We start from the raw sequence: 18,403 nt of genomic DNA, 5'->3' as shown, positions 1-18,403 counted from the left end.
GATGCTGTCACCCTTGCACCTAGGGGGTAGGATTTTCACCTACATGAACACATAGTTATAAGAATCTGGTTTTCACCAGTCTTACCTCTCATCCCTGAGCATTAATACTCCCGATCGAGAGAACGAATCGCACCCGAATAGCAATTTCAAACCCTTCTTTTGCCCCTTCGGTGAGAACTTCGTAAACCTTGACACCACGGAAATAACCAAATAAAAGAAACAGGCAAATTAAAATAGGTATGAGCCAGTTAGAAAGGTTACTGAGAAAACCCATAGTAAATATATAAGGTAATCCCCGTACAGACAGGCGATAAAATACAACCGCCAAAAACGCTACAATTAGCCCACCGAAAACAATATTACCTATCAACCCCGGAGGAATTAATTCGGTTTTGGCAGTTTCATCTAATGTAGTTTCCCCCTGGTCCTCTGTAACTTCTAATGGAGATTCTACAGAAGTCAGCAGAGAGCGCCTGGCTAAAATTTTACTAGCAATAATAGCCACTGCTGTAGAAATAATAGTAGCAATAATGGACGGCAGCAGAATGGCGGCGGGATTGGTAGCCCCTGCACTAGCACGGACAGTAATTACACCCAGGGGTAACAGTGTCACCGAGGAAGTATTAATGGCTAAAAACAAACACATCGCAGGTGTAGCCGTTCCGGGACTAGGATTGAGTTTATTTAGTTCGGCCATGGCTTTTAAACCCATGGGGGTGGCGGCGTTACCTAGTCCCAGGGCATTAGCAGCCATATTCATCACCATTGCAGACATAGCGGGGTGGTTGGCGGGAATTTCGGGAAACAGTCGGCTCATGACCGGACGAATCAGACGGGCTATAAATCGCATCATTCCTGCGCTTTCGGCAACTTTCATAATTCCTAACCACAGGGCCATGGCTCCAATTAGTCCAATGGCTAGGGTGACGGCACTTTCAGCTGCGGTGAAGGAGGCTTCCGTTAAAGCAGCCATTTTGCCCTTATAAGCTGCTACTACTGTGGCGGAAACAATCAGAAACAGCCAAATGACATTGAGTGGGGATGATGATTTTTTCATCTATATAGACTTTTATTACATGAAACGGTTATTCTGGATATCATAGGCGATGCAAGCAGATCCCTTACCTAATTTATAGAATGTTTTAAAAGTTACTCTGGATGGATCAAGAACTTCTATCAGTCTTGACTTTTGTACTAGTCAGCGATATTTACAGAATATAAAGTAGCAGCGTGACTGCCATAATCGCCCATTTCATAAATAGTTATGCGCTCAAATTTGATTATATGTTGGGCGGCAAATAATTCTACTAGATATCGACCATTGTCTGGGTTAGTATTTGTACTTCTACCTAAAGTCAAATGGGGATGAAAAGCACTGCCAATATATCGGTATCCATATTGGAGATAATTGATTTTTTCTAATTCGCTATAGGCAGAAATATCCTTGTTTAAATCTGCATCTGTCACATAAATATGATGTTTAATACCTGCAAAGACAAAATTGTGTAAATCAACAAATATGTCATGTTGATTCAGAATCAAAAAGTACCATGCAGGTGATTTAAATTCTAGTTGAGTGACTTGAAAATCCTGCCCATATTTTTGCCGTAACCAGTAATCGCGCAGACTATAAATTAAATCAACCCAATTCAAAGAATTATGAAATCTTCCTTGTAAAAGTGTAAGATGCGGCAGATTTTGCTGACTTCCTAAAATAGGTTCAAGTGGGCAAATAGGGATGATTTTCTGCTGTAATTCTATGATTAAGGCGATAGTTTTAGGGCAGGGTACAAGAGCAATGCCAAATTTCATAGATTAACTAATACGACGACCCGCGCAAATAGTTGACATTAAACGTGGCACAATCCCATCATCATGTACAGTGATTAAATCAGCCCGTTTACCTATTTCTAAGCTGCCCCGATTGTCAAATAAATCAATAGCTTGGGCTGGATTACTGGTAAATAATCCCATAGCTTCATAAATAGGTTTACCAGTTTTGCGGGCGATGATAAACAAAGATTGCAACAAACTCTGAGGAACGTAATCAGAAGAAATCACATCTACTAAATCGGACAAAACCAATTCCATAGCCGAAACATTACCAGAGTGGGAACCACCCAAAACCAAATTAGGCGCACCCATTAAAACTTGTAACCCTGCCTTATGTGCTGCTTGTGCGGCTTCTACCGTGGTGGGAAACTCTGCTAAAACTACTCTAGCTTCTACTGCTTCCTGGACATGATCTACAGTAGCATCATCATGGCTGGCTAGGGAAATACCTTTGGTGTGGGCTAGTTTGACTAAAGCTTGACGGTTTTTGTGTGCATGAATTTTTTGTTGTTCCTGGCGCATGATGATGAAGTCTTCAATTTCTGTGGCTGTTACGCCATGTTTACCCATGTAATATTCTTTAAACTTATCTATCCTGACAAATTGTCGTTGACCAGGGGTATGATCCATCAGGGAAATCATCGACAATAAGGAATTATCGATGTATTGTTCGGTAATTTGATAAACCTTTTCATAAGCTATTTCACAGCGCAGGTGTATGCGATGTTCCACAGAGAACCGCCCTGCTGCTTGTCCCTGAGAAATAACATCAATCATCGGACCAAAGTTAGTTAAGCGGGGAGAAGCAGCATTGACATCGCCGATGGCGATCGCATCACATACAGTTGTGACTCCTGCACTTGCTAAATCCCGGTCGTGGTAAACCGCTGCAGCTTCCAAAGGCCAACGAATTCCCGGACGGGGGGACATACAGCGTTCTAGGTTGTCGGTATGTAGTTCAATCAATCCCGGGAGCAGATAATCTCCCTGGCCATTCTGGCCACAAGTCATTACTCCCGGTTGAATATCGGCAATTTTGCCATCTCTGACTAAGAGAGTACCCAGAATTTCTTGGTCTGGAAGTTGTAGGCGATAGTTGGTGTATATTTGCTCATTCATTCAAGGTTAACTCCCGGTTACACAGTTGAGACAGCACAAACTCTGTTGCAAGTAGATTGCAGTTCTTGATCGTGAAAAATGCCAATTAAAGCGCAGCCCATAGCTTTGCGTTCTTCCAGAAGTTCCATGACTATTTGGCGATTGCTTGCATCTAAGGCTGAGGTCGGTTCATCCAGTAGTAAAATTGGAAAATTCACCGCCAAGGCGCGGGCTATATTGACTCGTTGCTTTTCTCCCCCGGAAAATGTGGTAGGGGAAAGATGCCACAAGCGCTCTGGTAGATGTAGCCGATGAAACAATTCTTGAACTTTAGCTAAAGCAACTTTTCGTTCTTCTCCTAGGTCCAACAACAGTTCTGCAGCTACTTCCACCGCCGGGACTCTGGGTATAACTCGTAAGAACTGGCTGACATATCCAATAGTCTGTCGCCGCACCGCTAAAAGTTCATGGGGCTGTAGTTGACACAAATCAACCCAATGTTTTTCATGGTTGACCCAAACTGAACCACTATCAGCACGATAGTTACCATATATACAACGAATTAATGTAGATTTACCGGAGCCTGATGGACCGGAGAGGGCGACACATTCGCGCCTGTTGACTGTGAGTGATACTTTTTGTAGGACTGGTAAACTGACTCCTCCTTGTTGATGGAGGGTAAAGCTTTTGCGTAAATTTTCAACTTTGAGTAGGGGGTCGGTGGGTTGATGGATTTCTGACATGAGAGTGCTTATGGTGTGAGGGCGGCGCTAACTAACTGTTGTGTGTAGGGATGTTGGGGGTCGTCTAATACTTGGTCAGTTAAACCTGATTCCACTACTTTTCCTTGTTGCATGACTAATAAGCGATGTGCTAAGAGTCTGACTACGCCAATATCGTGTGTGACTAAAATTACACTTAAATTAAAGTTTCTCACCAGCGATCGCAATAAGTCTAATAACCGGGCTTGTACTGACACATCCAGCCCCCCTGTGGGTTCATCCATTAATATCAGTTGGGGTCGGGTCACTAACACCCGCGCCAGTTGTAATCTTTGTTGCATACCACCGGAGAAGGTATTTGGCAAATCATCCAGGCGGGATGGGTCAATCTCCACTTGTTGTAACCAGTGAGCCGCTTCTTCCCGGATCTGTCCATAGTGACGGATGCCAATATCTAGTAATCGTTCACCAATATTCGCCCCGGCGCTTACTTGCATCCGTAAGCCATCACGGGGATTTTGCTGGACAAAGCCCCACTCAGTCCGCATTAACCAACGGCGCTGATGTTCGGGCATTTGAGTAATTTCTAAATGTTTACCTTGAATGTTTCTGTAAATAACGCTACCTGTGTCGATGGCAGTCTGATGAGCGATCGCCCCCAGTAAAGTAGACTTACCTGAACCTGATTCGCCCACAATACCCAGAACCTGTCCCCGGTACAGGTCAAAAGAAATGCGATCGCACCCCGGAATCAACCCGTAGAATTTACTGACTTGTTGTACTTGTAATATAGGAAGTGCCATACTAATTTATTCCTTTCCCTTGTCGCTGATGACAATAATCTGTATCGGAGCAGATCCACATTCTGCCACCATGGTCATCAATTACTACTTCATCTAGAAAACTTTCAGTAGAACCACATAACTCACAAACTTGATCCCATCGCTCTACAGTAAAAGGATAATCCTCAAAGTCGAGGCTTTTAACTTTGGTGTAGGGTGGTATGGCATAAATGCGTTTTTCCCGACCCGCACCAAATAACTGCAACGCCGGATTCATGTGCATTTTGGGATTATCAAACCGTGGTATGGGGCTAGAACTCATGAGATAACGGTCATGTACCATTACCGGGTAGTCGTAGGATGTGGCAATATGCCCATGTTTAGTGATATCCTCATACAGCTTGACGTACATCGGCCCGTACTCTTCTAAAGCGTGCATCTTCCGGGTTTCCACAGCCGAGGGTTGGAGCCAGCGCAAAGGCTCCGGAATGGGGACCTGATAAACCATAATCTGTCCCTCCCGTAGTGGTGTTTCTGGTATACGGTGGCGTGTTTGAATTAGGGTAGCTTTAGCTGTGCTATCCGTAGTTTCTACACCACAAACCCTTTGGAAGAAACGGCGAATATTGACAGCGTTGGTGGTGTCGTCTGCGCCCTGGTCAATCACTTTGAGGACATCCCTTTGACCAATGACTGCTGCTGTAACTTGAATACCACCGGTTCCCCAGCCGTAGGACATGGGCATTTCTCTGGAGGAGAAGGGAATTTGATGTCCTGGTATAGATATTGCTTTGAGTAGAGCGCGACGAATTGAGCGTTTAGTTTGTTCATCGAGATAGGCAAAGTTAAAGCCTGTTTGATTGGTTGATGTAGGCATTTTTTAACGCAGGGGTTCGCAAAGGTTTTTAAACAAAAAATTCCATGTTTTCATAAGGGGATTCCTTCGTGGCGGCGATTCTAGTTGACAGGTTCCCTATATGTAGTTCTAATTTGTGGTGGTCTGGGTCGAGAATATATATAGAATCTCCCTCACTGGTGTTTTGTTTCCATTGTTTGACACCTAGCTCAAGTAATTGACGGCTATATTCTTGAAAGTCATGTTCAGGAATACTAAAAGCAATATGTGTATATTCCCTCGCCGGACTAGTGCGGGTGTGGGAATCCCAAGATAGACACAGCCATAGATTACCTGCTATCAAGTAAGCTCCTTGTTGCCATTTAGCGATCGCTTGACAACCTAAAACCTGAGTGTAGAAATTAAAAGATTCTTCCACATCAGCAACGGATAAAGTTATATGGTTAATTCCTGTAATCATCGTGGTTTTTCTCACTCCCCCTCTGGGTGAAGCTCATCACAGTTTAATTTTGGCTGTTGATTTTGTCGCATCTTGCGTACTAAATTTAACTCCGCTTGAAAGTCAATATAATGAGGTAGCTTTAGGTGTTGGACAAATCCCTGGGCTTCTACGTTATCTGAGTGGGACAGGACAAATTCGATATTTTGCGCCGGGTTTTCTACAGGTTCCCCTAACTCCGCCGCTCCCAGAGCGCGGTCTACTAAGGCCATTGACATGGCTTTGCGTTCGTTGTAGCCAAAGGTGAGTCCGTAGCCACGAGTGAATTGGGCTGGTAGTTCTTTGTTACCTTTAAATTGGTTGACCATTTGTACTTCAGTAATTGTCATATCGGCGATCGCTATTTCAAATCCCAATTCTTCGGGACAAATGACTACCTCAACTTCTCCCATGCGAATCTCTCCCGCAAATGGATGATTTTTACCGTAGCCTCGTTGGGTGGAGTATGCTAAAGAGAGTAAGAAGCCTTCGTCAGCACGTGCTAAGTTTTGTAGTCTAGCGTCTCTACTAGCGGGAAAAGTTAAAGGTTGACGAGTAAGGTCAAAGGGTGCTGGTGATTCTACTTCCCTAGGTTCTGGCTGTATTAATCCTTCTCGGTCTAATGTATCAATCACTGGGGGGAAGGGTTCCTTTGTCGCTTCCGCTGTAGGTGCGGGAGTAACTTCACCCTCGGCAATGAGTTTAAAATCTAGGAGGCGGTGAATGTAGTCAAAGGTGGGTCCTAGGTTTTGTCCTCCCGGAATATCTTTAAATATAGAAGAAATTCGCCTTTGAATTTGCATCTCACCGGTGTTGAGGGGCTGACTGTAATAGAACCGTGGTAGTGTTGTCCGATAGGCGCGCAGTAAAAAGATTGCTTCGACTAAATCCCCCCAAGATTGTTTAATCGCTAAAGCTGCTAATTCCCGATCATACAAATTACCTTCGCACATGACCCGCTCTACTGCTAGGGTTAATTGTTGTTCAATCTGCTCTAGGGTGAGTTCGGGAATTACCGGATTCCCCCGGCGCTTATTTTGCAGTAATTTCTCGGCATTTTCAATTGCTTGTTGACCACCCTTGACGGCAACGTATGGCATATTTTTACTCTTTTCTTACTCTTTTTTATACTTTTGACTCATGTTACCCTTCACCCCTGACCATAGTAAAAAAGTTAACTTTTGTGGCAGCGGTTTGGCGTTGTTGAAGTTCTTGTTTTTTAGCTAATGCTGTTTGCAGTGGTTGAATCACTTGTGCTTGAATTTGCTCATACCATTGGGGAGTTTGTAGTAAAGCATCGCACAAGGCTGCTAATTCTGCGTGACGGTGCGATCGCCCGCCTACATAACCAAATCCAGTGATGGCTGTGTCGGTTTCTAAGTTTTCTAGCTGCACTACACAGCGAGTTATGGTCATGTCTCCCAGATTAAATGGTTTTCCTGTACCTCCAGCGCGTCCTTGAACCATAACTAAACCAATTTCTGGGGAACGTAAAAAACTATAACTAGGTAATTTCTCTAAGTTGATTAATTTTTCTAATTCTGTTAACTCAGCTTTGGCGAGTGTGGCCATCCAAGTTTGTCTTTCCTTGACGGTAGCTATGTTCAAGTTTTGCATTGAATCAAATTAATAAAGTAATTTAAATCGGGTGTGGACAGATGGGAAATTTTGGCTTTGTCATCATAAATCCTTAACTGCACAGCATCTTGGGCGTAAGGACGCTGAATAAATTTCTCTGCTTCTTGAGGAGAAAATCTCCCTCCTTGCAGTTCTAAGCTGCGTTGCGATGGGATGGAAAGACTATACCAATATTCATGATCAACTGCGCAAAGATACCGTTTAGCTAAGACGTGTAGCCTAATTGGCTCTGTGACCGCCAGGCTAAATATTTGCCGTAGAAAAGGAATGGCGCGATATTCATGTTGGTCGTCTATACCTATGGCTGTCGGATCATCTCCTAAGTCATGAATTAAATGTCCTAAATCATGGAGTAAACAAGCGGTAATTAATTCATGATTTTTACCTGATGCTTCGGCCAGGGTGGCGCATTGTAATGCGTGTTCTAGCTGGGTCACGCCTTCTCCGCCATACAATTGTGAACCTTTTTGGCTGAATAGATCGATAATGCTGCCGATGGTTGGTTGCATAGTTATTTCGTTTGATATCGAGCGACTTCTTTTCCGAGGATATAAACAGATGAAATGCTAGAGGGTAAAGGATTGTCAGGAGATATCAGCAGGAAATCTGCATCTAAACCCGTGGCAATTTTACCTTTGCGATCGCTAATTTTTGCCGCTCTAGCGGGTCGATCTGAAACTAATTTCCATGCTTGTTCAAAGGACATTAACCCCAACTCTTTTAATTTAAAGGGGGCATAAAACAAGGAAGGATAGTGATAATCTGAGCACAGACAATCGAGAACATCATGTTCAACTGCTTGAGCTACACTCATTAAACCCAGGTGGGAGCCTCCACGCACTAAGTTAGGCGCACCCATGAGGACTGCTGCACCATATGCTTGAGATTTCGCAGCTAAGTCTACATCAGCGGGAAATTCTGCGATCGCTACTCGGCGTTGTTGACTGAGTGCTACTTTTTCTGGGCTATCATCATCATGGGAAGCTAAAGGAATATTGTTAGTGTGTGCCAATTCCACTAGTTTTTCTAGTTGTGCGTCTCCTTGTTCTCGCCGTTCTCTGACTTGGCTAATTAATCCGGCGATTTCTTCTATGGACATGGATGATCTTTGTTTGACACTGTTGAGATATCGCTGTAATCTCTTTTCGTTTCCTGGCGGTGGTAGGTGATCGTTGATGGATAAAATATCCACTTGACCTGATTCTAGCCAGTCACACAATTCCTGATGTTCTGCGGTATTGGCTTGTTCATGTCTGATATGAATGCGATGATTGCAATTTAAAACTTGTTTTCCTGTTTTTTGAATAAAGTTAATTAAATTACGAGCAGATTCTCGGCTACGTAAACCTGGTTCGTAGGAGTCGGTGATGGAGCAGTAAAAAGTTGTGATACCTGATGCTAAGAGATTACGGTCATTATCTACCATCGCTATGGGTAGAGGAAAGTTAACCCCAGGACGGGGACAAATCATTCTCTCAAAAGCATCACCGTGTAAGTCTATAATTCCAGGTAGCATCTGGAGTCCTTGAGCCTTGACCAGTTCAAATCCAGGCGGAGTTATTGATTGATTAATGCTGGTAAATTGTCCATCTTCAATTAAAACTGTGGCATCTTTTAACCATCCTTGGGGAGTGAGGGCATTTACTCCTTGAATAGCGATTTTTGTTGTCACTGATTTACCTTACTCAAAAATTTCTTGTGTTGTGGGGTTGGACTACGCATTTAAAGCTCCAGCCATGCTGCTCAAATCCCAGTGATTCATAGAATTGATGGGCGCGATGGCGTTTTAAATTGGATGAGAGGGTGACTTTATAACACCCAGCTTCGGTACTCAGTTGTATTGCTCTTTTCACCATCTGGCTACCAATTCCCTGCCCCCGCATGGGGGAAATTACTGTCACTGCATCCAGAACAGCAAATTTGTGATAGCCCCGGTGCATCATTGTTGGTAGATATGTTAAGCTAAAGGTTCCTACTGGTTGCTGATTTAAACGGGCAAGATAGATATAGTAGTTAGGAGTTTGGGTAATTTGTGTGAAAATTTCCTCGGCGCTAGCGATCGCTAAGGGTGACTCACCATTCATGTCAGCATACAGCTGATTTAATACCGGCCAGTCTTCACGTTCAGCTATGCAAATTTCAAGAGTCATGATATAATTGTAGCTCTGGCTGTGCGTGGTAGTCCCATTACTGAATTTTCTGTGAATAAAAATACATCCATTCCTTGGGGATAGGCTTGGTGGTTTTCTGTCCAGAAATCCCAAAAATGTTGGGGAACTAAGGGAGCGATTGCTTGTTCGTCTAAAATTCCCGGACCTGTCAACATCACAGGTTGTCCCATGTCAAAGTTTTCTATCTGTATTAACAAGGTTGTGGAAGTTTCCGGTTTTTCTTCTGTCCCCATGTTAAAAATAGATAGTTCTGGCAAAGCTGCCAAATCTTCAATTAAGGCAAAGTCTGCTTTGTCTGGGTATTCTGTTAAGCGACAGCCAGTGTGGAACAATAACCAATTTTTCACGGAAGTTGTAAAACTTGGCTGTAGCCATAGTGCAACGTCCAAATCTAGCAAGGTCAAACAAGCCGCCCCACAAGCTGGGGTCAACCCCGATGGCGTGGCGTTAGTCGGTGAGGGAAGTCGCACCGTAGCCCTAGGTACACTCATCACCGCCGTAATTTTCTCAGGTCTCCCCGGTCGCGCATTAGCACCGAGCAACGCCCTAAATGTCTGTTGTGTGTCATGAATGGAGTCTGAAAAGCCCGGTAAATCAGTTACTATATTTGACATTCATTTGTGATTTTTAGTTTTAAACTATTGTTAACTTGTTTAGACATCTAGACATTAATAGATTAACCCAATTTTGACAACTTGACAATCTGAAATTGATACATGAAAGAAATAATGCCGATTTATATGCAAATTGCCGACGTGCTGCGAGAAAATATTCATCAAGGAGTTTATGAAATTGGGGAGCAACTACCCACAGAAACCAAGTTAGCAGAACAGTTTGGGGTGAACCGTCATACCCTCAGACAAGCGATCGCCCTACTCAAAAACGAAGGATGGTTAAGAGTTGACCGGGGAAAGGGAACTTTTGTCGCCACCAAAACCATCCGCTATGCTATTGGTAAGCGTGTACGCTACAATCAAACCCTAAAAGCTCAAGGTTGGCAAGCTAGGTTTAAATTATTACGTGTTTTAGAAATACCCGCTGACCATGCCATTGCCAAAGGATTAGAAATTACCTATGGTGAGCCAGTAGCCTTAATTGAACGCTTAGGTTTAGCAAACGACGAACCCATCAGCGTCGGTACTGGATATTTCCCCTTAAAGCGGTTCCCGGACTTGTTAAATCCAGAAAACATCGAGATATTACAAGCACAGCAATCAATATCTCAGTTTTTACAGCAAGTATATGGATGTGACCATATCCGCCGCAGCACCTGTGTTTCGGCTCGTTTAGTCCAGCCTGAAGATGCAAAATGGTTACAGTTACCCCGAAATCAACCGATTTTGCTGGCGGAGTCGGTGAATGTCGATGATACTGGTAACATAATTGAGTATGGTGTAACTCGGCTGCGGGGCGATCGCATGGAGTTATTCTTTGAGAATGACCTAGACATCAGCTAAACCAGCAACCTTCTCACCCTAGCAGACAACAAATCAATAACACTAGTAGCAATGACCAAAATAATTAAAATTGCGCAAACCTTCTGGTATTGAAAACTACCAAAACTTTGATATAGTGAAACACCAATACCACCTGCGCCCACAATTCCCAAAACCGAAGCCGAACGGATATTAGACTCAAATCTATAGAGAGTAAAAGAAGTCCATAAAGGCATAACTTGGGGAATCACTCCAAATACAACCTCCTGAATGTAACTCGCCCCAGTAGCTCTAATTCCTTCCACAGGACCTGGTTCAATTGATTCTACAGCTTCCGAGAACAACTTACCTAAAGCCCCTGTTGTATTAACAAATAAAGCCAACACCCCAGCAAACGGACCCAAACCCACAGCCACAACAAATATTAACGCAAAGACTATTTCATTAATAGCACGCATAGCATCCAATAATCGCCGCGTAGGTTGTACAATCCATCCCGGACACATATTATTAGATGCCAAGATAGACAGGGGAACAGACGTTAAAGCAGCCATTAAAGTCCCCCAAACCCCCATAGATATAGTAATCACCGTCTCTGAGAAATAATAGTTCCAGTCTTCAAAGTCCGGCGGAAAATACCCCCCAACATATTCCACAATGTTGTCACCCCGTTGTAAAAGTACAGGGAAGTTTAACTCGCTTTGATAATAACCAAAAATCAATGCACCACCCATGATTACCAGAAACAAAACTCTTTTAGTAGTCAAAAATTTTGCTTCTTGTTCTAACATCTTGAGTACAGTGGGAGAGGCATTAGTAACTATCTGATTGCGTGACATAATTTTTTATTAACCAAAGGTAATTTTATTGATTTATTGTTGTTTTGGCAATTGCTTTTGTAGTTCTGCTATTTTTTGCTGTTTTTCTGACTGACTGATATTTTCTTTAGCTTGAATTTCTTGGATTTTTTTGGCAATCTCTAATTCTCTGATTGTGTGCCATTCTTTATCTTCAGCTTTAACAAAACCAGCAATTTCAAATGGTGCTAAAACTTCAGCATCTTTGTAGTTATAGAAGAAATTTTGTAATTTCTGTTTGATATCTGCTGGTAAATCGCTACGATAAACAATTGGGTCACCGGGAATTAAAGGTGATTGCCAAATAATTTCAATCTTTTGTCTAGCTGTGGGATTGGTTCTTTCTAAACGACTTAAGGCTTCATTGCTGACCGTAGCGACATCTACCTGGTTGTTAGCTACCGCCAGGGCGCAAGCTTCATGACTACCAGCAAAAATCAAACGTTTAAAAGCTTTTTTAGGGTCTACGTTATTTTGCGTAAAGATATAATAACTGGGGACTAAAAACCCAGATGTCGAATTAGGATCATTAAAAGCAAAGGTCAACTGAGCCGCATTTTCAATCACATATTTATCGCCACCAACTGCTTTTGCTGCTTCTGTGATGGGATTATTTTTATTAGCGATTAAATGAGAATAATACCCCTTAGTACCATCTGCGCTTACAACTTGAGCAAAAGCTTCTGCATCCGCAACTTTTGCCGCCTCAACATAAGTTTTACCACCCATCCAAGCTGCCTGAACTTTACCAAAGCGCATGGCTTCTATAACCGCTGCATACTGTGTAACGTAGAAGGGTTTAATGGGAATCCCAACTTCTTCAGACATAGCAGCAGCAAAGGGTTCCCATATAGGTTTTTGATTAGATTGGGATTCTGTAGATAGAACACCAAAGTTAATTTCTGTGATGGTTGCACTACTATTCTCAGGAGTAGAACTACAGGCTGAAAGTACCTTGACAGTTGCCAAAGTGATAATAAATAAAGCAGCCCGTTGAATGAATAATTTTCTGTTCATCAGTTATTGTTTGTTGGATCAAGAAATTGAGGATTATACACAATGATTGTGATAGCGTACCGGTTGGTTACATACACTAAGTAGTATCTGTTGACTGTTACCTGTCAACAGACCATTAAGACAAATAATTATGGCTATTAACTACCTTTAATTACTTTGCAGTGCTCGTAGTTGGTTGTTCAAATCATTCAACTTTTTCTTATCGGCACTACTCAAATTAGGTTTAGATTCTAAGTCTAAAACTTGTTTAGCAATATCCAATTCCCGGATAGGATTCCATGTTTTATCATTGGCTGGAACTAAAGCCGACCACTGTAAAGGTTCTAGGATTTTCTTGTCTTTAAAATTGTAGAAGAAATTCCGTAATTTATTCTTAACATCCTGTGGTAAGTCTTTCCGATAAGCAATTGGGTCACTGGGTATGATGGGTGAAGTCCAAATAATTTCAATTTTTTGGCGTGCTGAGGGATTGGTTTTTCCTAATCTCTCTAAAGATTCATTATTATTGGTAGCTATATCTATCTGGTTATTGGCTATTGCTAAGGCTGTAGCTTCGTGACTACCAGAGAAAATTAACCGTTTAAAAATTTTCTTGGGGTCTACTTTATTTTTAGCAAATACATAGTAACTCGGTACTAAAAATCCTGAAGTAGAGTTAGGATCATTGAAAGCAAAAGTCAGTTTAGCAGCATTTTGCAGAACATACTTATCGCCGCCTTGTCTTTTAGCTGCTGCTGTGATGGGGTTATTTTTGTTGGCAATTAAATGAGAGTAGTAACCTTTACTACCATCAGTAGCTATAGTTTGAGCAAAGGCTTCTGCGTTGGCAATTCTAGCAGCTTCAATATAGGATTTACCACCATACCAAGCTATATGTACTTGACCAAAACGCATGGCTTCAATGACGCCTGCATACTGAGTAGCATAGAAGGCTTTAACGGGAATACCTATAGACTTGGATAAAGCGGCAATAAAAGGTTCCCAAAGAGGTTTTTGATTGGCTTGAGATTCTGTAGATATGACCCCAAAATTGAGTTCTTTAAGTTGTGCTTGGGCTGGTTCAATCCAGTTGTTGTTAAGAGTAGATATTATTTGAGTGCCTACTAAAGATGCACCAAATAAAGCGGAACTTTCAATAAATGATCTGCGTTTCATAGTTTATTTCTCGGTGAATTAAACATTTAGCATTTGTGGTTATTTATGAGGATTATATGAGTATTTCCCCATGTCCTCGCATTACCAGTTCTTCTACTGCTGCACCATAAATTTCATTGAGCTTCTGGTCATCAAGTTCTACAGTTGCACCATCAAACATCACTTCTCCATCTTTGAGAGCGATAACTCTTTCAAAGTAACTCCGCACCATTTGAATTTGATGTAAAGAAGCGACTATACTAATTCCCCTGTGGCGATTTAACTGTACCAACAACTCCATGACTTTGCGCGCTGACTCAGGATCTAGGGAAGCGACGGGTTCGTCAGCCAGAATGATTTTCGCTCCCTGTACTAAACAACGAGCGATCGCTACTCGTTGCTGTTGTCCTCCAGAAAGCATAGATGCACGTTTATAAGCGTGTTCAATAATCCCTACTTGCTCTAGTGCTGCCAAAGCACTAATTTTCTCTTCTTTACTAAATAAATGTAATGTTGAGCGTAAGGGGGATAATCTTGCTAAGTTACCAACTAAAACATTTTCGATAACTGTGAGCCGGTTAACTAAATTAAACTGTTGGAACACACAGCCTATTTGACTACGTAAAACCCTAATTTTAGAGTGTAATTTACCCTGACTTTGTAAGGTATTGCCAAAAACATCAACTTGGCCTGCATCTCCAATTTGCAGACCATTAATGTGGCGTAAGAGTGTAGATTTACCTGATCCGGACGCACCAATTAGTGCGACCATTTCCCCTCCGTTAATTTGGCAGGATACGTGTTTGATTGCTGTCTTACCTTTAAAAGTTTTGGCAAGACTATTAATTGTGATAGTCACTGTAGTTGTTATTCTTTAACACCAACTCTGTCATGACAATAACGCAAATTAGTTAAGGAATAGTTAAGTAAAGGATAATTTTAAATTTAACTTTCGTCGCCAAATTCCCCCGTCTTATTTTTTTACAAAAGGCTGCCGTTAAAGCGCTCATATTGCCCTTATAAGCTGCTACCACCGTGGCGGAAACAATCAGAAACAGACTAATGAGATTAAGTGGTATAGAGGCGGTCAAACCGCCTCATCTGAATCTTTAAATACCCCAGGTATTAGACTAATTGTGGGAGAAATGGGCTAGACAGACCTACAGATGCCCGCCGCACAGAGGTTACATCGCCCGAATCTAAATTTCCGTTGCCTGTAGCGTCTCCTATAATCAGAGGATCAGTCACAGGGAAAGCCCTAAATCCTGTATCAAGTCCCACATTGACGCGAGAAATTAAGGACGCATCTGCACCAAGATAGCTTTCAGTTCTGGTGGTGTCTCCCAATAATGCTACCAGTTGTACGGCACTGTCTCCTATTAAGCCAGCACCGGCAAGTATTTGCAGTACACCTTTAGCACCGTAGCTCGCAGTATCTCGAACCTGAGCATTCAAGGTGATTAAGTCGGTACTAGCATTGAGGGCAGGTCCACTGAGGGTAAACTGAGCTTGTCCTCGTGTATTGAAGTCAGACTCTAAATCCCAACCCGGGGCGGCTACATTTGCTCCGGTAATAGCCAGGAGGTCTGGGTCATATTGCAAGGTGAAGCTGATGTTTTCTAAGCCGCCGGGATTGCTGATGCGGATGGGTAGAGGATTGAATTGACCCTCCCCACGTATGTTTACCTCTTGATCTGGTCCACGGCTAAAGTCAGGTAAAGTGAGGACTGGTGCTGTGGGGCTATCCACCGTAAATTGGCGCACAAAGTTACCAGATAAACCATCTTCATTACCATCGAGTAGGCGATCGCCGCTGCTGACGAAACCATCACTACGGCTCTCCAGGGTGAGGGTGTAATTACCGGGTGCTAGAATATCACCTGTTTTGACAAAGGTGAGGGTGTTAGCATTGCCTTGGTCCCAAATGAGTGAACCATTGATGATATTTCCGGCACTATCGGTGAGGATGAGGTCTGGTGAATCAGTAACCGGGGCTAGTGGATTGTTTGGATCTATTCCTCTGTAAAGGTTAAGGACACTGAGATTTAGGTCATCATTGAATGTTAAGACAAAGCCACTGGGGTTCTGCTCCAAATTCGTGACTTTGAAGGTTTCCCCAACAAGATTAATAGGTTCTAAAAGACTTTCTGTCTGAGAAAAGACATCACGACCTGCTACTAATGCAGAGGGTTGAATACCTTGGAGTAAAGCCAGGGTAACCTCTGTTTCAGATAATACAGCAATAACAATAGTATCTGTATTTTCCCTAATTAGCTTGACGACTGTGAGGTCGGGTAGACCAGCAATTACTAAGCGATCGCTCCCGGGTTGAAAATCGGTAATAAGAGCAAGTTGGGAAGGAATGGAGCCATTGGCGAGGTAAAAGGTATTGGCACCGCTGCCCCCGGTGAGAACACCACCGTTAGTGGCAAATAATTGATCATTTCCAGCACCGCCAAACAGTTCATCGGTGACGGCTCCGGCGATTAAGATATCATTGCCAACTCCACCAAATAGTTGATTATTCCCAGTACCGCTAGAAACATCTAGAATATTGTCTCCTTCCTCGCCGTACAGACGATTGAACCCACCACCGTCTGAGACTATCAACCTGTCGTTACCGGCTCCCCCATAGAGTTGATTGCGGCTACCTTCGACAACAATCAGAAGATCATTACCAGGGCCACCATATAATGTATTCTGGCCAAGACTGCCTGCGGCTAATAAGGTATCATCCCCATCACCGCCGTAGAGAGTATGGTTATTACCACCGATGAGGGTGTCATTACCTGGACCTCCATATAAAATGACCTGTCCTGATAGGTTAGGAGTAGCATCAAGAATGTCATTACCTTCTAATCCAAATACCTGAGCATTGCCTGTACTGGGAGCAAAAAGTTCATCATCACCGTCAGTACCAAATATGCGGGTAAACCCTGATTGGTTGACTAGGGGTTGTGTAGTTGCTACACTAATACTTTCTCCCTCAATTTGAGTAGCGGTTAATACCTCTCCCCCTTGAGCAAAGATAACAATATCAGCCACGGCAATATCTACAGACCAAGTACCATCTTCTCTGACAATGCTTGTATTGTTTCCGGTCAAGGTTAGTCCGCTGGCAAAGCCTAAGATCAAGGTTGCTCCGGGTTTACCTGTACCGGTAACGGTTAAGCTGGTAGCTGTAGCTGCTGCATTAATAATGGCTGTGTCGGTGATGGGGTCAATGGTAGGGGGGGGAAGAGGTACCACCACGGGGGCACCAGGGTCAAAGATTACTCCGGGGGTGGGGTCTAGGTCTCCTGGTTGATTGTCTTGTAAAAATAGGGACGCTCCATCAATGCGACCATTACCATCTCGGTCTTGTAGCACTGCGCCTAAGCCTGTATTGGGATTGAAGTTGAACAAAAAGAAATTACCGTCACTATCCCGCTTGACAAAGCTGTTGTAGTCGGGTAATCCTAATAACCTTTCATCAAAGGTGAGTTCTAGCTGGTGAATGGTATTAGAGAAGATATCTTCAGAACCAGGAATAGGTACAAGGTTGAATGACAAGAGTGGCGTATATAATTGGGCGCCTGGAATGTCGTTGTTTAACTTGTTTATTTGGTCGGGATTATTGAGAATATCAGTATTAATATTTCTGATTTCAACAACACTGTTATCTGGGGTATTTACGTTGATAGTGGGGGCGACGATAGTAGTATTTACTCTAAATGTCCGAAAAACTTCCGAGAAGCCACTATTAAATGTCTGGGTAGCGGTAACCTTTTTCATTCCCTGATTAAAAGCCGCTACGTCCTCCGCTATAAGTGGGACTGACCATTGACCATTTTGATTGACTACTGTTGTGTTACCACCAGCTAACTCCTGACCACTATCAAAGGTCAGGCGTACTGTTGCTCCGGACTGACCGCCGCCGGTGATATTAAAACCAGTTTGAGCTTCTGCTGAACTGATAATGTTGTTATCAGTGATGGAGTTAATGAAAAGAATGCTCATTTTAAAGATATCCTGTTTTGAGTTGAATTAACAACTGGGCTATTAGACCCGGTTAAAGGAACTACTTTAGCTAACGGGAGATCCCGGACTTCTATAGGATTTGTGGTTACATGGGAAAATGTGGTGAGAAGTCCGGGATTTGATTTAAGCAAAGACAAACTGACTGGAATCGTTGAGATTGAATTGGGCTATATTGACCCCTTCGATGAGGGCGACATCTGTACTACCTACCTGAATGATGGTGTTACCATTTTGACTTAATAAACTAACTTGGTTGGCGGTAATACCACCCATACCGATGCGGTCTATACCTAATTCAAAGTCTTTGAGGACATTGGGTACATCGGGTAGGGAACCGCCAACTACTAACCAGAAGTTATCT

Annotated in this window: 20 protein-coding genes; 1 reads left to right on the top strand and 19 read right to left on the bottom strand. The window is 42.9% G+C overall.

The features are described from left to right. Positions 1-88: 88 nt before the first annotated feature. The 13 genes from NWP21_RS18820 to phnH form a co-directional block, all read right to left on the bottom strand. Positions 89-1,057, bottom strand: a complete 969-nt coding sequence (locus tag NWP21_RS18820) for a nucleoside recognition domain-containing protein (RefSeq protein WP_271733542.1) — start codon at positions 1,055-1,057, stop codon at positions 89-91. Positions 1,058-1,194: 137 nt separating this feature from the next. Next, positions 1,195-1,812: a hypothetical protein gene (locus NWP21_RS18815; RefSeq protein WP_271733544.1), complete on the bottom strand. Its 618-nt coding sequence runs from the start codon at positions 1,810-1,812 to the stop codon at positions 1,195-1,197. A gap of 3 nt (positions 1,813-1,815) precedes the next feature. Then, entirely contained in the window at positions 1,816-2,952 is a 1,137-nt protein-coding gene (phnM, locus tag NWP21_RS18810; RefSeq protein ID WP_280793873.1) for a phosphonate metabolism protein PhnM, read from the bottom strand. Between the two features lie 17 nt (positions 2,953-2,969). Further along, positions 2,970-3,674, bottom strand: a complete 705-nt coding sequence (gene phnL / locus NWP21_RS18805) for a phosphonate C-P lyase system protein PhnL (protein ID WP_271733547.1) — start codon at positions 3,672-3,674, stop codon at positions 2,970-2,972. An 8-nt stretch (positions 3,675-3,682) separates the two neighbouring features. Continuing rightward, positions 3,683-4,456 (bottom strand): phosphonate C-P lyase system protein PhnK, encoded by a 774-nt coding sequence (gene phnK, locus NWP21_RS18800; RefSeq protein ID WP_271733548.1) that lies wholly within the window; start codon positions 4,454-4,456, stop codon positions 3,683-3,685. Between the two features lies 1 nt (position 4,457). Next, positions 4,458-5,312 carry an alpha-D-ribose 1-methylphosphonate 5-phosphate C-P-lyase PhnJ gene (locus NWP21_RS18795; RefSeq protein WP_280793872.1) on the bottom strand — a complete coding sequence of 285 codons (855 nt, stop codon included), beginning with the start codon at positions 5,310-5,312 and terminating at the stop codon, positions 4,458-4,460. Positions 5,313-5,340: 28 nt separating this feature from the next. Further along, positions 5,341-5,751: a fosfomycin resistance glutathione transferase gene (locus tag NWP21_RS18790; protein WP_271733576.1), complete on the bottom strand. Its 411-nt coding sequence runs from the start codon at positions 5,749-5,751 to the stop codon at positions 5,341-5,343. Positions 5,752-5,762: 11 nt separating this feature from the next. Further along, positions 5,763-6,869, bottom strand: a complete 1,107-nt coding sequence (locus NWP21_RS18785; RefSeq protein WP_280793871.1) for a carbon-phosphorus lyase complex subunit PhnI — start codon at positions 6,867-6,869, stop codon at positions 5,763-5,765. A 43-nt stretch (positions 6,870-6,912) separates the two neighbouring features. Continuing rightward, complete coding sequence (gene phnG / locus NWP21_RS18780) at positions 6,913-7,371, bottom strand: phosphonate C-P lyase system protein PhnG (RefSeq protein WP_271733577.1); 459 nt, start codon at positions 7,369-7,371, stop codon at positions 6,913-6,915. 2 nt (positions 7,372-7,373) lie between these two features. Next, a complete protein-coding gene (locus NWP21_RS18775; RefSeq protein WP_271733553.1) occupies positions 7,374-7,916 on the bottom strand; it encodes a phosphonate degradation HD-domain oxygenase in 543 nt (180 codons plus the stop codon). Positions 7,917-7,918: 2 nt separating this feature from the next. After that, the gene (locus NWP21_RS18770) at positions 7,919-9,079 is read right to left on the bottom strand and encodes an alpha-D-ribose 1-methylphosphonate 5-triphosphate diphosphatase (RefSeq protein ID WP_280793870.1); all 1,161 of its coding nucleotides are present in this window, start codon (positions 9,077-9,079) and stop codon (positions 7,919-7,921) included. A gap of 13 nt (positions 9,080-9,092) precedes the next feature. Next, positions 9,093-9,557 carry a GNAT family N-acetyltransferase gene (locus NWP21_RS18765; protein ID WP_280793869.1) on the bottom strand — a complete coding sequence of 155 codons (465 nt, stop codon included), beginning with the start codon at positions 9,555-9,557 and terminating at the stop codon, positions 9,093-9,095. Then, positions 9,554-10,192, bottom strand: a complete 639-nt coding sequence (phnH, locus tag NWP21_RS18760) for a phosphonate C-P lyase system protein PhnH (protein ID WP_280793867.1) — start codon at positions 10,190-10,192, stop codon at positions 9,554-9,556. The genes NWP21_RS18765 and phnH overlap by 4 nt, the downstream gene beginning before the upstream one ends. 102 nt (positions 10,193-10,294) lie before the next feature. Between phnH and phnF the strand changes: the two genes are divergently transcribed. Further along, positions 10,295-11,035: a phosphonate metabolism transcriptional regulator PhnF gene (gene phnF, locus NWP21_RS18755; RefSeq protein WP_280793866.1), complete on the top strand. Its 741-nt coding sequence runs from the start codon at positions 10,295-10,297 to the stop codon at positions 11,033-11,035. On the opposite strand, the gene phnE is transcribed toward phnF, so the two are convergent. The 6 genes from phnE to NWP21_RS18725 all read right to left on the bottom strand — a co-directional run. After that, complete coding sequence (phnE, locus tag NWP21_RS18750) at positions 11,032-11,853, bottom strand: phosphonate ABC transporter, permease protein PhnE (RefSeq protein WP_271733560.1); 822 nt, start codon at positions 11,851-11,853, stop codon at positions 11,032-11,034. The two genes, phnF and phnE, sit on opposite strands and share 4 nt — an antisense overlap. Positions 11,854-11,886: 33 nt before the next feature. Continuing rightward, on the bottom strand, positions 11,887-12,888 hold the full coding sequence (gene phnD, locus NWP21_RS18745; RefSeq protein ID WP_280793865.1) for a phosphonate ABC transporter substrate-binding protein: 1,002 nt from the start codon (positions 12,886-12,888) through the stop codon (positions 11,887-11,889). 147 nt (positions 12,889-13,035) lie between these two features. Beyond that, positions 13,036-14,043 (bottom strand): phosphonate ABC transporter substrate-binding protein, encoded by a 1,008-nt coding sequence (gene phnD / locus NWP21_RS18740; RefSeq protein WP_280793864.1) that lies wholly within the window; start codon positions 14,041-14,043, stop codon positions 13,036-13,038. Positions 14,044-14,095: 52 nt separating this feature from the next. After that, on the bottom strand, positions 14,096-14,893 hold the full coding sequence (phnC, locus tag NWP21_RS18735) for a phosphonate ABC transporter ATP-binding protein (protein ID WP_280793874.1): 798 nt from the start codon (positions 14,891-14,893) through the stop codon (positions 14,096-14,098). 254 nt (positions 14,894-15,147) lie between these two features. Next, positions 15,148-18,021 carry a calcium-binding protein gene (locus NWP21_RS18730; RefSeq protein ID WP_280793863.1) on the bottom strand — a complete coding sequence of 958 codons (2,874 nt, stop codon included), beginning with the start codon at positions 18,019-18,021 and terminating at the stop codon, positions 15,148-15,150. A 144-nt stretch (positions 18,022-18,165) separates the two neighbouring features. Continuing rightward, the coding region (locus NWP21_RS18725) for a hypothetical protein (RefSeq protein WP_280793746.1) at positions 18,166-18,403 on the bottom strand (238 nt) is incomplete at its 5' end.

Source organism: Anabaenopsis sp. FSS-46 (genome assembly GCF_029891665.1).
GTDB lineage: Bacteria > Cyanobacteriota > Cyanobacteriia > Cyanobacteriales > Nostocaceae > Anabaenopsis > Anabaenopsis arnoldii.
The sequence above is the reverse complement of the archived record's forward strand: the minus strand, read 5'-3'. Positions and strand labels throughout refer to the sequence as shown.